General features: G+C 46.2%; 14 protein-coding genes and 1 pseudogene. 6 read left to right on the top strand and 9 right to left on the bottom strand.

Translation table 11 applies throughout. The annotated features are described in order from the left end of the window. Window positions 1–59: 59 nt before the first annotated feature. Window positions 60–782 carry a Crp/Fnr family transcriptional regulator gene (locus LLY41_RS01665; protein ID WP_095243168.1) on the bottom strand — a complete coding sequence of 241 codons (723 nt, stop codon included), beginning with the start codon at window positions 780–782 and terminating at the stop codon, window positions 60–62. Window positions 783–977: 195 nt separating this feature from the next. Between LLY41_RS01665 and LLY41_RS01660 the strand changes: the two genes are divergently transcribed. The 3 genes from LLY41_RS01660 to LLY41_RS01650 all read left to right on the top strand — a co-directional run bounded on the left by LLY41_RS01660 (window position 978) and on the right by LLY41_RS01650 (window position 3,446). Then, complete coding sequence (locus tag LLY41_RS01660; RefSeq protein ID WP_095243167.1) at window positions 978–1,697, top strand: ABC transporter ATP-binding protein; 720 nt, start codon at window positions 978–980, stop codon at window positions 1,695–1,697. 1 nt (window position 1,698) lies between these two features. Beyond that, window positions 1,699–2,727, top strand: coding sequence for an ABC transporter permease (locus tag LLY41_RS01655; protein ID WP_304586744.1), 1,029 nt, complete (start codon window positions 1,699–1,701; stop codon window positions 2,725–2,727). Between the two features lie 68 nt (window positions 2,728–2,795). Beyond that, a complete protein-coding gene (locus LLY41_RS01650) occupies window positions 2,796–3,446 on the top strand; it encodes a TetR/AcrR family transcriptional regulator (protein WP_095243165.1) in 651 nt (216 codons plus the stop codon). Between the two features lie 25 nt (window positions 3,447–3,471). On the opposite strand, the gene LLY41_RS01645 is transcribed toward LLY41_RS01650, so the two are convergent. The 3 genes from LLY41_RS01645 to LLY41_RS01635 form a co-directional block, all read right to left on the bottom strand. Next, window positions 3,472–4,557, bottom strand: coding sequence for a PQQ-dependent sugar dehydrogenase (locus LLY41_RS01645; RefSeq protein WP_095243164.1), 1,086 nt, complete (start codon window positions 4,555–4,557; stop codon window positions 3,472–3,474). Window positions 4,558–4,581: 24 nt separating this feature from the next. Next, window positions 4,582–5,439 (bottom strand): HAD family hydrolase, encoded by an 858-nt coding sequence (locus LLY41_RS01640; protein WP_095243163.1) that lies wholly within the window; start codon window positions 5,437–5,439, stop codon window positions 4,582–4,584. Window positions 5,440–5,530: 91 nt separating this feature from the next. Further along, complete coding sequence (locus LLY41_RS01635) at window positions 5,531–6,193, bottom strand: DNA alkylation repair protein (protein WP_304586743.1); 663 nt, start codon at window positions 6,191–6,193, stop codon at window positions 5,531–5,533. A gap of 145 nt (window positions 6,194–6,338) precedes the next feature. Between LLY41_RS01635 and LLY41_RS01630 the strand changes: the two are divergent. Both LLY41_RS01630 and LLY41_RS01625 read left to right on the top strand, forming a co-directional pair. After that, window positions 6,339–7,912 (top strand): annotated as a pseudogene (locus LLY41_RS01630) (BCCT family transporter). Between the two features lie 951 nt (window positions 7,913–8,863). Further along, window positions 8,864–10,183, top strand: a complete 1,320-nt coding sequence (locus LLY41_RS01625) for a short-chain fatty acid transporter (protein WP_304586742.1) — start codon at window positions 8,864–8,866, stop codon at window positions 10,181–10,183. Between the two features lie 62 nt (window positions 10,184–10,245). Here the strand turns inward: LLY41_RS01625 and LLY41_RS01620 are convergent, their stop codons facing one another. From LLY41_RS01620 to LLY41_RS01605, 4 genes are read right to left on the bottom strand one after another with little or no spacing between them, the layout of a single operon-like run. Next, a complete protein-coding gene (locus tag LLY41_RS01620) occupies window positions 10,246–10,485 on the bottom strand; it encodes a hypothetical protein (RefSeq protein WP_304586741.1) in 240 nt (79 codons plus the stop codon). A gap of 18 nt (window positions 10,486–10,503) precedes the next feature. Continuing rightward, window positions 10,504–11,511 (bottom strand): ABC transporter ATP-binding protein, encoded by a 1,008-nt coding sequence (locus tag LLY41_RS01615; protein ID WP_095243157.1) that lies wholly within the window; start codon window positions 11,509–11,511, stop codon window positions 10,504–10,506. Window positions 11,512–11,522: 11 nt separating this feature from the next. Then, window positions 11,523–12,329, bottom strand: a complete 807-nt coding sequence (locus LLY41_RS01610; protein WP_095243156.1) for an ABC transporter permease — start codon at window positions 12,327–12,329, stop codon at window positions 11,523–11,525. A gap of 3 nt (window positions 12,330–12,332) precedes the next feature. Further along, complete coding sequence (locus LLY41_RS01605) at window positions 12,333–13,136, bottom strand: ABC transporter permease (protein WP_095243155.1); 804 nt, start codon at window positions 13,134–13,136, stop codon at window positions 12,333–12,335. Between the two features lie 173 nt (window positions 13,137–13,309). Between LLY41_RS01605 and LLY41_RS01600 the strand changes: the two genes are divergently transcribed. Continuing rightward, on the top strand, window positions 13,310–14,674 hold the full coding sequence (locus tag LLY41_RS01600; protein ID WP_304586740.1) for a YjiH family protein: 1,365 nt from the start codon (window positions 13,310–13,312) through the stop codon (window positions 14,672–14,674). A gap of 44 nt (window positions 14,675–14,718) precedes the next feature. On the opposite strand, the gene LLY41_RS01595 is transcribed toward LLY41_RS01600, so the two are convergent. After that, the gene (locus LLY41_RS01595) at window positions 14,719–15,240 is read right to left on the bottom strand and encodes a hypothetical protein (RefSeq protein WP_095243153.1); all 522 of its coding nucleotides are present in this window, start codon (window positions 15,238–15,240) and stop codon (window positions 14,719–14,721) included. Window positions 15,241–15,259 lie beyond the last annotated feature (19 nt).

The raw sequence follows: 15,259 nt of genomic DNA, 5'->3' as shown, positions 1-15,259 counted from the left end.
GTCATAAGTCTATGACTCTATTATATAACAAAAAAGCAGGCTGGAGTAAAGACGGTTCCCTACAGCTTCTGGCGGTAAAGGGAGCAAAATTTGCACCAGTCCACAATAACGATTTTCCTGCCTGTAATTTCGATGATGCCTTCTTTTTTCAGCCTGGAAAAAACACGGCTGACACTTTCCCGGGATGTTCCAACAAGGGTGGAGAATTCCTGGACGGTTATCGGAAGCTCAAGGTGCATCCGGTTGCAGTAGTTGGCGCCGAACTTTTCCGCAAGCCTTTCCAAAGTCCGGACTGTTTTCGTATACACATCAAGCAGCGCAATATCCCTCATAATCGAGGTCATATCACGCAGAGATTCACTCATAAAGCGGATAATCTGTACGGCCATTTCCGGCGAATACAGAAGCTCCTGCTCCAGTTCATCGGTCTTCAGAAAATAGATTTCACCATCCTGCACCATGGTACCTGTCGCAGGATACGTATGGCCCTCCTGATTAAAGAGGTTGGCTTCAGCAAAAATTTCGCCCTTTTTCTTAATGCAGACAATCAGCTCATTTCCATGTTCATCCTGCTTCGTCAGCTTCACAATGCCGGAGTGCACAAAGTAAACTCCCTGGGCAATCTCATATTCAGACATAATTCTTTCGCCTTTTAAATAAGCTTTCTTAATAATTCGATTATCGATCCGCTCTAGAGATTCAATGGGGAGCTCTTTAAAAATCTCAATCTTGCCTAAAAATTCGTTGATTAACGGCCTATGATCCTGCTTTTCATATTCCATTCCCATCCCCCGCTTTTACCATTCTTAAGAAATATTCTAGCTGAGACCCGCTTGTGAAGAAGTGACTTAACTCACAAAACGCTCATCTTAAGCAGAATATTAACCAAAATGAGTGATTACTCACTTTACAAACAGGCGGTGGTTCATTTACGATGGGAGTGAGTGATTACTCACTTTTGAAAAAGGAGTGAACAAATGAATAATCCAATCGTTTCCATTCAACATGTATCCAAAAATTACGGAAAACATCAGGTTCTAAATGACATCAGCCTTGAGATTTATGAAGGGGAGATTTTCGGCCTGCTCGGCCCATCCGGAGCAGGCAAAACGACGCTTGTTAAACAGCTGGCAGGCCTGGAGGAGCCAGCACAGGGTGAAAATTATATTTTCAGCGAAAAAATGCCCAGGCTGGACCTGATCAAACGAATCGGCTACATGGCCCAATCCGATGCTCTGTACACCGACTTAACAGCAAAGGAAAATCTGGAATTCTTTGCGGCTCTGTACGGTTTAGGCGGCAAAGAAAAAAGGCAGCGGATGAATGAGGTGATGGAATTGGTTTCATTAACAGACCACCTTCATAAAATGGTTTCCGACTATTCAGGAGGTATGAAGAGAAGACTTTCCCTTGCCATTTCCCTTCTGCATAGTCCCGGTCTCCTCATTCTTGATGAACCTACTGTAGGAATTGATCCCGTCCTCAGAAGAAGCATCTGGGAATCGTTTAAACGCCTGAAGGAGAAAGGGACTACCATCCTTGTGACCACTCATGTCATGGATGAAGCAGGAAAGTGCGACAGGCTGGGCATGATCAGAGACGGACAGCTCATTGCAGCAGGGACACCGGAAGAATTAATGCAGCAAGCAGGCGCGGCCAATATAGAAGATGCCTTCCTGGCATATGGAGGTGCCTAACATGAGGATTATGGCTCTGGTTATTCGAATACTGCGCCAGATTGTAAGAGATAAACGGACAATGGCTCTATTGATCCTCGCCCCGATCCTGGTCATGACCATGCTTCATCTTGTGTTTAACGGAGATGAATATACGCCAAAAATCGGCCTCGTGGATCTGCCTGAAAAAATAGAGGCTCAGCTCAACCTGGAACATGCCAAGCTCGAATACTATGAAACAGAGAAGCTCGCGGAAAAGGACTTATCAGACAAGAAGCTGGATGCGTATCTGATGTTTGATCAAACGCCGACGTCAGTCGTTCTCGAAGGCAGTGACCCAAATATCAACGGGACTGTGATGAGATGGGTTAAGGGTGCATTGAAGCCACTGCAGCCAAATGGCGGGAATCAGGAAGTAAAAACCGATTATTTATTCGGCTCCGAGGACATGGGGCAGTTTGATTATTTCGGGCCGGTTCTGCTTGGATTCTTTATCTTTTTCTTTGTATTCCTGATTGCCGGGGTATCCTTTTTAAGGGAAAGGACCACCGGAACACTCGAACGGCTTTTGACCAGTCCGCTCAGGAAATGGGAAATTGTTACAGGGTATATTATTGGATTTGGGATTTTCACGATGATCCAGGCAGCCATCATTGCCTGGTACACAATCTATGTGCTTGGCATGATAATGGAAGGCTCTTTTGGCTATGTCCTTCTGATCACATTGCTTCTTTCGCTGACAGCATTGACTCTGGGAATCCTGCTGTCATCGTTTGCCAACAATGAGCTGCAGATGATCCAATTCATTCCCATTATAGTGGTTCCGCAGATCTTTTTCTCGGGGCTGTTCAATCTTGAGACCATTTCAGAGTGGCTCAGCTGGGTCGGCCCTTTCACACCTTTATATTATGCGGCTGAAGCATTACGAAATGTAATGGTGAGAGGTTTTGGATGGGATATGATTTATAAAGATCTGCTGATGCTGCTCGCTTTCTCCCTGCTCTTTATGGTTCTGAATATTGCTGCCCTAAGACGGTACCGGAAAATATAAAATTTCTTTTTATAATTTCATTCCTTTATAATAAAGCTATAGATTTTGCACGTATAAAGGAGCTTACCATGCCAGAGCAGGATTCCATTTTAGAAGAGTTATTTCAGGAAGAAGAAAAGCTTACGGAGAAGCAGAAGAAAATTATCATGGCTGCGATTGAATCGTTTTCTGAAAAGGGCTTTGCCGCCACTTCGACAAGCGAAATCGCCAAGAAGGCAGGAGTAGCCGAAGGAACCATCTTCAGGCACTATAAAACCAAAAAGGATTTGCTGATGGGGATCGTTTCGCCGATGATGGCAAAGCTGATTGCTCCGTTCGTCATTAAAGATTTGTATAAAGTCATCGATCATAAATATGAACATTTTGAAGACTTTTTACGGGCCATGATGGAAAACCGGATCGAGTTCCTTAAAAACAATATGCCTCTTATCAAGATCCTGATTCAGGAAATTCCGTTCCACCCTGAACTCAAGGAACAGTTTAAAGAGCATATCGCCATGAAAGTATTCGATCGTTTTGCCAGTTTGGCTGAATTCTACCAGAAAAAAGGGCAAGTGATTGATATCCCGCCCTATAGTGCCGTCCGAATGACCTTTACGTCGATATTCGGCTTTCTTATCGCGAGGTATTTAATCTTGCCTGAAGCCGACTGGGATGATGAAAAAGAAATCGAGCTGACCATACAATTCATCATGCATGGACTTTCAGCTAAAAACTGAAGCCTGGCACTGCTGCCAGGCTTTTTTATATATCGGAAAGCTGAATTTTATAAAGCTTGTCATCCTTCTCAAGCGGATTGCCGCGTCCGTCTGTATTATTGCTGATAAAATAAAGCACATCCCCTTCAATGAAGACATCGCGGATTCTGCCTAAATTCGACACAACCTTTCTGACATTCTTCGTTTCCAGATCAAACTCCAGAACGGCATTACCTCTTAAGGCGGCGGTGTAAAGCTTGCCTTTATAATAGGCCATCCCGGAAGGAGCCCAGGTTTCGTCATCCCCCGAGGTAAACAGCGGAGATTCCATGCCTTCCTTCTTCTCGTTCCCTTTTATGACGGGCCATCCGTAATTTTTCCCGGGAAGGATCTTATTGATTTCATCATTGGCTGATGGGCCGTGCTCACTTTCATATAAAGTCCCATCCTCAGCCCAGGCAAGCCCCTGCGGATTGCGGTGGCCGTAGCTGTAGACATAAGAGCCGCTGAACGGATTATCCGCTGGTACGCTGCCGTCGGGATTCATTCTTAGGATTTTTCCTCCGAGGGAATTCACGTCCTGGGCAATTTCGGGATCGGTCGCAGCATCGCCTGCCGTTGCATAAAGCTTTCCATCCGGGCCTATTTCAAGCCGGCCGCCATGATGGTACTGCCCGCTTGGAATTTTATCAAGCAAAAGCTTGTCCTCTTTCCAAGTCCCATCCTGAAGCTTGAAGATGACAATCCGGTTAAACTGGCCTGATGTGTTTTCATAGGTGTAATAGGCGTACGCTTCGTTTGATTGTGAAAAATCAGGGGCCAGCACAAAGCCGAGCAAGCCTGCTTCAGAAGCGGTAGAAAGCTTTTTTGCCAGCTCCACTTTCTGGCGTTCTTTCTTTCCGTCCTCGACCTTCACAATGCTTCCCTGTCTTTCCGTCATGTAAAAGGTTTCGCCTGCTTTGGCAATGGACCAGGGAATATCAAGCTCATCTGCTACTATTTCCGGCTCTGAACCGGCAGGAAGGCTGGCCTCCTGATCCTCGATTTGCTTCCCGTTATCATTCTCGCCTGCACTTGAACACCCGGCCAGCAGGCCCAAGACGAGCAGCCCTAAACCTAACACCTGTTTCATCCAGCCTTCAGCCTCCCTTGAAATTTACTTCAGGACTTCCCAGATTGCCTCTGCTACACCGCTTTCTTCATTTGCGGATGTTACCGCATCGCATTGTGCTTTAATGATGTCATCGGCATTTCCCATGGCAACCGATCTTCCTGCGCGTTTGAACATGGACAAATCATTATAATTATCGCCAATGGCCATGGTTTCCAAAAGCGAGATTCCTTTTTCTTTCACAAATGCTTCAAGGGCAATTCCCTTTTGGGCGTTCACACTTGTCAGCTCCAGGTTCTCATCCCCTGAAGAACTTACGGCCATGCCTTCAAGCTTCAGCAGGTCTTCTTTCGCGGAAACGAGAAAATCCGGTTCAAAGGAGAAGGCCAGCAGCTTGTAAATTTGATGCTCGTCACTGTTGAAAAGCTCGTCATAGCTGTTCACTTTATGGACAAGCCCTTTTGTAAAGCGCTCTTGTGCCGCTTTGGTCACTTCATCAATATCCGCTTCCGGATTTCCGCTTAAAAAGATGTCGACAATAATGGACACGCCGCGGTCTTCATCAATGGTATAGGTACCCTGGTTGGTGTAAACCTCGAAATACACATTGTTCCGAACAAGGATATAGGCTGCTTTTTTGGCCAGGTCCTTATCGAGCGGGCTGGAGGATACGACTTTCCCGTCCGAGGCTCTTACTTCTGCCCCATTTACGCAAATAATCGGACAGGAAATTCCGGCTTCATCGAGGACGAAGCTTGCTTCGAAATAGGAGCGCCCGGTCGCGATGACCACTTCAACCCCTTTTTCCTGTGCGGCTTTAATGGCTTCTAAATTTTCAGGCGTAATTTTCTGTGTGGCGGTTAATAGCGTTCCGTCCATATCACTGGCAATACATTTGATCATTTAAGATTCACCTTCTGGCTGTAGTATTTTTCTAAAAAACTTATTTGCCATTCTATCATGTTCTTACGCTTAGTTTAAATAATTGCTCTTCCTAGCCTACATACTTGCTCCCTTCCCTGATGCTCAATTTTGCAAGTGTGTTTGATTCAATAAACCTTTTTACTGACTCGGGATTTGTTTTCGAGTATTCCCTGAGCGCCCAGCCGATGGCTTTTTGGATGAAGAATTCCTTGCTCTCACTGTTTAGAAGGATGTAGCGGTAGAGCAGCTCTTCGTCAGTGCCGTTTTTGTATTTCAGCTGGAATAGGATGGCAGTCCTGCGGAGCCACATGTTTTCGCTGGTCGCCCATCCCTCTATTTTTTCGGGGATGACTTCCGGGTTTTTGGCCGCGATGGCGCCCACTGCGTGGGTGGCCAGCATGTCAACAGTATCCCACCAGGATTTTGTTGTAACCAGTTTTTCTACAAATGCCAGATGGCTTTTGTCCAGTTTCCTGGTGAATTTCCCTATGTAATCGAGGGCGGCAGCCTGATATTCACGCTCCTCCATGGTCCATAAGGCTTCCACAAATGCTGGATTAAACTCCTGCTTCAGCAGGCCTGTCTTATTGAAGTATTCCTTTAACAGGGCTCTTCTTTCAGGTGACTTGATTCCCAGGAAGGGAAAGTGGTTTTTCATATAGTTTTGCATGGGCATCGCTTTTTCTTTGTCCCGGTTTTCTTCAAAAAGCTCAGTTAATAATTGGATATCCATAAGAGCACTCCTTTTTCCATCAAAACGGGTTTATGTCATCGTGTTCAGGGTAAGGTATCAAAGAGATTTGTGCTTTCTCCGTTTTCGGACAGCTTTTCCCCTTCTATTTAATCCCATTTTACCTGCACTTTACAAATCCCAATGAATGATTAGACAGAAAAGAAGGCCAAAATACAAATGTGATTCATATTTAGGGGGGATTTTATTGAATGATAAATCCGGCAGTATAAACAGTGTATTTTGGGTTTCAGCCGTAGTTATAACATTCTTAGTATTACTGGGGGCCCTGGCTCCTGATCTGTTCGCCAGTGGTGCAACAAAAGCTTTCAATTTTACTACATACGCATTTGGCTGGTTTTACTTAATTTCGGTCTTGTTTTTTGTCTTATTCTGTATTTTTTTGGCTGTCAGCAAATATGGCCGCCTCAAGCTTGGGAATGATGAAGATAAAGCAGATTATCCATTTTTCACATGGATCGGGATGTTATTCAGTGCAGGGTTTGGGATTGGATTGGTTTTCTGGGGAATTGCAGAGCCGATGAGCCATTATTTCACTCCGCCAAGGGAAGGCATGGATCCTTTAACAGCTGAAGCCGCCCGCGAGGCGATGGGCTACTCGTTTTTCCACTGGGGAGTCAGCCAATGGTCTGTGTTTACGATCGTGGGACTGGCCATGGGGTATTTCCAATTCAGGAGGAGAGAAAACGGACTGATCTCTACCACTTTAACTCCTTTATTCAGCAAGAAAAAAGATCCTGTCCTGCTGAAAAAGGTCATTGATATCCTGGCCGTTATTGCCACAGTCATGGGGGTTGCGACCTCGCTTGGACTGGGCATTCTGCAGATTAACGGCGGCCTTGACGCAGTATTCGGCATTGAGCAGAGCACTATGACTCAGATTCTGATTATTGCGGTAATGACTTCTTTGTTTCTGCTGTCCTCCTCGACAGGTCTTGATAAAGGAATCAAATACTTGAGCAACATCAATCTCGGACTGGCACTGGCCTTGATGATTTTTGTACTGGTTACCGGCCCGACTGTGTTTATTTTAAATACTTTTACACTTGGAATCGGCGACTATATCTCAAGCTTTATTAAGCTGAGCCTGCGCTTAACCCCCTACAAGGGAGGCACATGGATCCGCGATTGGACAATTTTTTACTGGGCATGGGCCATTGCCTGGTCCCCTTTTGTCGGCGCCTTTATTGCCCGTGTTTCCAGGGGAGAACGATCCGCGAATTTGTTGTCGGCGTCCTGATCGTTCCTCCGTTCATCGCGCTTGTGTGGATTGCCGTATTTGGCGGTACAGCGCTGCACTTTGATTTATTCGGCGGCACACAGATTGCGGAAGCCGTTAACAATGATGTGACTTCTGCGCTGTTCCAGACCTATAACCATTTGCCTTTCAGCTTTTTGGTTTCAGTGCTGTCCATTCTGCTGATTTTGACATTCTTGATTACATCAGCTGACTCGGCAACGTATATCCTGGGCGTTATGACCGCTAACGGCACCCTGAACCCGCCGCTATTCCCGCGGATTGTCTGGGGCTTGCTAATGGGAGCCATTGCCGCAGTCCTGCTCTTAAGCAGCGGACTCGAAGGCCTGCAGACAGCCTCGCTGGTGTCGGCGCTTCCATTCACCATTATCCTTATTTTTATGTGTATATCGTTATTGAAAATGCTGCGCAGGGAGACAATACCTGTTAAGCGGAAAAAATAATTGGGCAGACCTCTGGTAGGGGGTCTGTTTTTTTGATTTTGTTTGTTGGGGGGGTGTTGCGGGGAGCTGGCGGCTTGGACACTGGGGCGCGGATTTTTTCTTTTTGTGTCTGAAGCTGGGCTGGGTTCTGACACTGGAGCGCCGTTTTTCGCTTTTTGTGTCCGAAGTTGTTCTGGGTTCTGACTCTAAGCAACCCTTTTTCTCTTTTTGTGTCCGAGTTGATCCGGGTTCTGACTCTAAGCCGCTCTTCTTCTCTTTTTGTGTCCGAAGTTGCACCGGGTTCTGACTCTAAGCAACCCTTTTTCTCTTTTTGTGTCCGAAGTTGATCTGGGTTCTGACTCTAAGCCGCCCTTTTTCTCTTTTTGTGTCCGAAGTTGATCCGGGTTCTGACTCTAAGCCGCTCTTCTTCTCTTTTTGTGTCCGAAGCTGCACCGGGTTCTGACTCTAAGCAACCCTTTTTCTCTTTTTGTGTCCGAAGTTGATCCAGGTTCTGACTCTAAGCAACCCTTTTCTCTTTTTGTGTCCGAAGTTAATCCGGGTTCTGACTCTGGAGCGCCCTTTTTCTCTTTTTGTGTCAGAAGTTGATCCGGGTTCTGACTCTAAGCCGCTCTTCTTCTCTTTTTGTGTCCGAAGTTGCACCGGGTTCTGACTCTAAGCAACCCTTTTTCTCTTTTTGTGTCCGAAGTTGATCCGGGTTCTGACTCTAAGCAACCCTTTTTCTCTTTTTGTGTCCGAAGTTGATCCCGGTTCTGACTCTAACACCAGCTTTTCTCTTTCCTGAGTCCGAAGTCTTCCCCGCGATTCAATCTATTAATCTCATTCCACCTTCACAAACTGCCCCACAGCTGCCTGCCCCGCCTTTATACAAGAATCATTTCAGAAAAGAAGGAATAAACTGAATTTTAAAGAAAGTATACTAGGTTCGAGAAAAAATTATTAGGGGGTTGCAGCATGAAGGTTCTTGTATCATTTTTTAACCGCATTATGCAGCGGTATTTGCCGGATCCATTTTTATTTGTCATTATCCTAACTTTTGCGGTTTTTGGATTGGGCTTGATTTTTACAGATAATGGACCTTACCAGATGGTTCAGCATTGGGGAAATGGGTTTTGGGGTCTCCTGACTTTTTCCATGCAGATGGTGCTGGTTTTAGTCACAGGACATGTGCTGGCCAGCAGCAGGCTGTTTAAAAAGGGGTTAGGCGCCCTGGCATCCTTGGCCAAATCACCCGGCCAGGCCATCCTGATTGTGTCATTTGTGTCGATGGTTGCAAGTTTAATTAACTGGGGTTTCGGCCTTGTAATCGGTGCCTTGTTTGCAAAAGAGCTTGCCAAAAAGGTGAAAAATGTGGATTATCGCCTGTTAATTGCAAGCGCTTACGGAGGATTCGTTGTCTGGCACGGGGGAATTTCCGGCTCGATTCCATTAACCATTGCTACGCCGGGCCACTTTTCTGAAGGTATGATTGGCGTCATTTCTACTGATCAGACGATTTTCGCCGGCTTCAATATTTTTATTGTTGTCGCCTTATTATTGGTTCTTCCGTTTGTAAACCGCTTTATGATGCCATCGAAAGAGGAAACAATCGTGGTTGATCCTGCCCTTCTTCAAGAAGACATCCAGGCAGCTGCACTCGAAAAAGAGGCGATGACACCTGCTGAACGCCTGGAAAACAGCCGCATCATTTCCTTGCTTGCGGGGATTCTTGGACTTGCGTTCTTATTTTATTATTTCGCATCAAATGGCTTTACTCTGAATCTTGATATCGTGAACTTCCTGTTCCTGTTCCTGGGGATTCTTTTCCACGGCACGCCAAAACAGTTCCTCGAAGCGGTCCTGAATGCGGTAAAAGGAGCCAGCGGAATCATTATTCAGTTCCCGTTTTATGCCGGAATCATGGGCATGATGACCGCCTCAGGACTGGCGGCGGTGATGTCCGAAGCGTTTGTCAGCATTTCAAATGATTACACGTTCCATTTCTTCACGTTTTTAAGCGCGGGGCTTGTGAACTTCTTCGTTCCTTCAGGCGGAGGACAGTGGGCTGTTCAGGCTCCGATTATGCTTGAAGCGGCTCAGTCAATGGGAGCTTCCATCCCTAAGACAGCCATGGCGGTCGCATGGGGTGATGCCTGGACCAACTTGATCCAGCCTTTCTGGGCGCTGCCGGCACTCGCCATTGCGGGGTTAAAGGCGAAAGACATCATGGGATTCTGCGTGCTGACTCTCCTGGTCAGCGGCGTGATCATTTCCATGGGATTCTTATTTTTCTAAAACGAAAAGAGCATGGCACCCGCCATGCTCTTCTATTATGAGCAGAAGCCTCATCGGGAGGCTTACATTCCATTATGATGATCATTTTTCATGTTATGCATATAGGACTCCATGTAGGCTCTCTCTGACTCAGATACATGCTTTTCATTTTCCCCAGGGTCAAAATCGTCAACCCCATGCTTTCTATGCCACCAGTCCACAAACACGCCTGTTCCCAGCAATACTGCACAAAAGCCCAGCAAATAGAGAATCATTTTGATCACCTCTATATAGTATATCATTTTTTCAGAAAATATTGACATATTGACCAAGCCTATTTTTTACACTTTTACGGTTTCCGGCAGGTCCTGATAGCCCTCCTGATAAATGCGGCTGATGATCGATTCGATGGCAGGCTCTTCCACTGTCAGATCCTTGATATTATGTGTTTCGGTAATTTGCGCAATCAGTCCTGAAGCTGACACTTCATCCCGGTTAAACCTTATCCAGAAGCGGCTTGCTTCTTCTTTATACACTTCACCGCCCTTAAGCTTCAGGCTGTGTGATGATTCCTCCAGGTCCACGATGAGTGTCCTCGTTTTGCCGAAACGCTCCTTGACGACTGCAATCTCCCCGTCATACACCTTTTGCCCATGGTCGATGAGGATCATCCGCTCACAGAGCTTTTCAATATCCTCCATGTCATGGGTGGTTAAAATGACGGTTATGCTGCGCTCCCTATTAATCTCTTTTATGAAAGTCCTCATTTTTTCCTTTGCGACGACATCCAGGCCAATCGTCGGCTCATCCAGAAACAGGATAGGCGGGTCATGCAGCAGGGATGCGGCAATGTCAGCCCTCATCCTTTGCCCTAAGGAGAGCTGGCGGACCGGCGTGTTCAGGAATTCATCCAGCCCCAGTATCTCGGTGAAGGTGTCCATATTTTCCTTATACCGCGTATCCGGAACCTGATAGATTTCCTTCAGCAGCTCAAACGATTCAATAGTAGGCAGATCCCACCATAGCTGTGTTCTCTGGCCGAAAACCACTCCGATATTCTTGGCATTTTCCTGTCTGTTCTCATAAGGAATGATGCCGCTCACCTTCACACTTCCGGAGGTTGGAACCAGAATGCCCGTCAGCATTTTGATGGTGGTGGATTTTCCGGCGCCATTCGGTCCGATATAGCCGACCATTTCTCCTTCATTGATCGAAAAGCTGATGTCCTTCACAGCTTCTTTTTTAATATGTTCTCTTTTGACAAGGCTCTTCACAGCGCCAAGGAAGCCTGTCTCCCGCTTGGCAATCATAAAGTCCTTCATTAGATGTTCAACCTCAATAATCGGCATTTACAGTCCTCCTATGAACCTGTACTTTTATATCGCTTTAAACCCAGCATCCAAATTGAATAAGCAATAGCGAAAAAGACAATGCCGACAAGCGGCGAATAATACCCGATATTCTCCGGGAAAAAGGGTGTTTCTTTTTCAAGGAGGACGGCCGCAGGAAAATAGTTCACAAAGCCGAATGGGATCACAAATGCCGTAAACCATTGGACGGCTTTCGGATAAATGACCAAAGGATAATTGGTCAGATTTCGGGCAGGAAACATGGCCACCCAATAAAATTGCTCCGATTTCGTCGTCCAGAAAGCGAGGGCAGAAATCATGACAAGCAGTCCTCCCTGAATAAGGATGCCCCCCACCACAGATAACAGCAGAAACAAGCTTTTCCCCATTGTCCAATCCAGCTGCAGCTTAAAGCTGACCAAAATAAAAATGCCGATGCTGAAGATGAACTGCCCAAAAGAGGCGACATCAAATTTCATTGCCATGAAATGAAAAAAAGGATTGATTGGCCTGACAAGAAAGCGGTCAAACGTGCCGTTTAAAATGTAGGTGTCCAATCCCCTGAAGTGGAAAAAGAGAATGATGCAAAACCCCCAGGATAAAACAGAGACAGCAAAAAGAAACAGCATCTCGTAAAACGTCCAAGAGCCGAGTTCCTGAAACTGATAAAGCATGATCCACATCGTAAGAGCGGTGCCTGTATAGGATGTAATGAGGCCCACAATCCTCATGACAAAAGCAAACCGGTACTGCAGCTGGGCTCTCACCCCTGCGGAGATGAGCTTGAAATACAAATCGAAATAGTTTAAAACACTCACACTTTATCCCCCCTGTACCACCACTTTTTGGGATGCTCGATTCCAGACAAACCGTAACAGCAGATAACTGGCTGCAGCCCAGAATAATTGGACACCCAGGGAAAGCAGAATCTCCGTACCAGAGATTTTGCCTATAAAAATGGCATTTGGTATGTAATAGATCCCCTGAAACGGCAGGTAAAGCGCCATCGTTTCCAGCCAGCCCGGGAAAAACCACAGCGGGATGACGGAACCGGACAGAAGGGACATGGCGAAGTAAAAGACATCGACAATTCCTCCCGTTTCAACGAGGAAAAAGGAAAGCAGCCCGAAGGACATTTCAATGCAATAACGGATCAGGAATCCTATAAAAGCGGATACGATAAACAACGCCCAGGTCTCCCATCCTGAAGGCAATGTCAAATCCATAAAAATGAACATGACGGTATATAAAGGGAGCAGCGCTGTCAGTATGTAAAAGGCTACACTGCCAAAGTCGGCAAAAAGGTAGCGGAGCGGCACATCAAACGGCCTCATTAATTCCAAGGAAATATCGCCGGTACGAACCTTCTCCTGGATTTCCCATAGCGGGGTGCCTGCCCCATTAACTCCCGTTAAAAACTGACTGACCACAATATATGTCAGCATGGACTCAAAGCTGACGCCGCCAGCCTCTTCCCTGCCGGCATATAATGCTGTCCAGATCGAGCCCCACATCAGCAGAAAAATGAGGTTTGAGCCGAGCCGTGACCATACATCAAACCGATAAACGGCCGAGCGAAGAAAGGCCTTCTTCGTGAAGGTCCAATATAACCGAAACCTGAACATCCCTACACCCGCTTTTTGATTTTTTTGATTATTTCATATTTTAACATAATATGGGAGACAATAAATAAGAAGTTTAAAAAGAAGGTAAACGGTGGAATTTAAGAGAAAGGGTTGGCTTTTTAGGGGTAATGAATTAAAATAACATGTGGTTTATAAATATAAGAAAAAGGTGAATGATATTGATTGATGCATCCAGAAAGAAGCATTCTTCTTCCGATCTGATAAAATTTCTCATACCGTCTTTAATGGGAATCAGCTTATTCATGGTTCCGATCAAATACCAGGGGGATATTACGATCCCTATAGCAATTTTTTCAGGCTGGATTCAAAATCTGCTTACAGACTACCTTCCGGAAATTATGGCCTTTATTATTGTAATTACTTTTTTGGGCACTCTGCTGGCGAAATTCGCCAAGCCTGCTTTTATAGAAAATAGCCCATTTTTCAAAAACTTATTTGATGTTCCCTATATTTGGGCAGCAGCAAGATTCATAGGCGCTGTTTTTGCCGTTATCACCCTATTTCAAATCGGGCCCGAACAGATCTGGTCCGAAAACACAGGAGGACTTCTCTTAAATGACCTCCTGCCGATCCTGTTCTCGGTCTTTTTATTTGCGGGGCTTTTCCTTCCTTTGCTATTGAATTTCGGATTGCTTGAATTCTTTGGATCGCTTTTAACAAAAATCATGCGTCCGGTATTCAGGCTGCCTGGAAGGTCTTCAATTGACTGTGTAGCTTCCTGGCTTGGAGATGGCACAATTGGTGTTCTTTTGACCAGCAAGCAGTATGAAGAAGGCTATTATACGAAAAGGGAAGCAGCCATTATCGGCACAACGTTTTCTGTCGTATCCATTACCTTCAGCCTTGTCGTGATTTCACAGGTGAATCTTGGCCATATGTTTGTGCCTTTTTATCTGACCATCACCGCGGCAGGTTTCATCTGCGCCATCATCAGCCCGAGGATTTGGCCTCTGGCAAAAAAACCTGATACGTATTATAACGGGCAGGAAGCGGAGCTTGATGAAAATATTCCTGAAGGACATACTCCTTTCAGCTGGGGGCTTAAGCAGGCGTTAGATAAAGCACGCACCAATCAAAGCCTGAAAGCCTTCTTCCAGGATGGCGCTAAAAATATTCTGGATATGTGGATGGGTGTAGCTCCGATTGTCATGGCTTTGGGAACATTGGCTCTGATCGTAGCCGAATACACGCCGGTTTTCACGTATCTGGGAATGCCGTTCATTCCATTGCTTGAATTAATGCAGGTTCCGGAAGCAAGAGCCGCCTCTGAGACACTTGTGGTCGGTTTCGCCGATATGTTCCTGCCATCCGTGATCGGAGCAAGCATTGAAAGTGAGATGACCCGCTTTATTGTCGCTGCAGTATCTGTTACCCAGCTGATTTATATGTCAGAGGTGGGCGGACTTCTGCTTGGCTCTAAGATACCTGTATCTTTCTGGGATCTTGTTATTATCTTTATCCAGCGGACGCTGATTACATTGCCGGTGATCGTGCTGGCTGCACATCTTCTTTTTTAATATACGAAAAGAGGTATCCTTATGCGGGATACCTCTTTTGTATGTTAGAAGCATTGAAAGGAACGAATTCTCCTCAAATCTGTTCCGTAATACGTCCAGCGCCAGTTTCTCCAGCGCCAGCCGGCAACAGAGGTTCTGCCGACAAAGGTTGGGTAGAACCAGAAGCTGTTTCCGTTTTGCAGCCATACAAAGGTATTGCGGAATAAGCAGCCTCTTATGGCACCAGGATCAACAGCAAATGTGCTAACCTGCTGCATTTGAGGTGTAAAGTTTGGCGGAGGAGCTGATGGTGGTCCATCCTGTCCTCCAGGGCCTCCTCCACCACCTGGAGGTCCCGGTGGTGGTCCCGGAGGTCCAAATCCGCCGCCCGGTCCACCTGGTGGCGGTCCTGGTGGTCCGAACCCTCCACCCGGCGGGAATCCCGGGATGCCGAAGCCTCCTCCTGATCCTCCGCCTGGAAAACCAGGGATGCTGAAGCCTCCTCCTGATCCTCCGCCCGGAAAAATGCGTCCATGTTCATTTTGCTCATACATATAGGGATAAAACGGATAGTTCATATAATCCATTTTGATACTCCTTTCGTGA

It is taken from the genome of Cytobacillus firmus (assembly GCF_023612095.1).
Taxonomy (GTDB): domain Bacteria; phylum Bacillota; class Bacilli; order Bacillales; family Cytobacillaceae; genus Cytobacillus.
The sequence above is the reverse complement of the archived record's forward strand: the minus strand, read 5'-3'. Positions and strand labels throughout refer to the sequence as shown.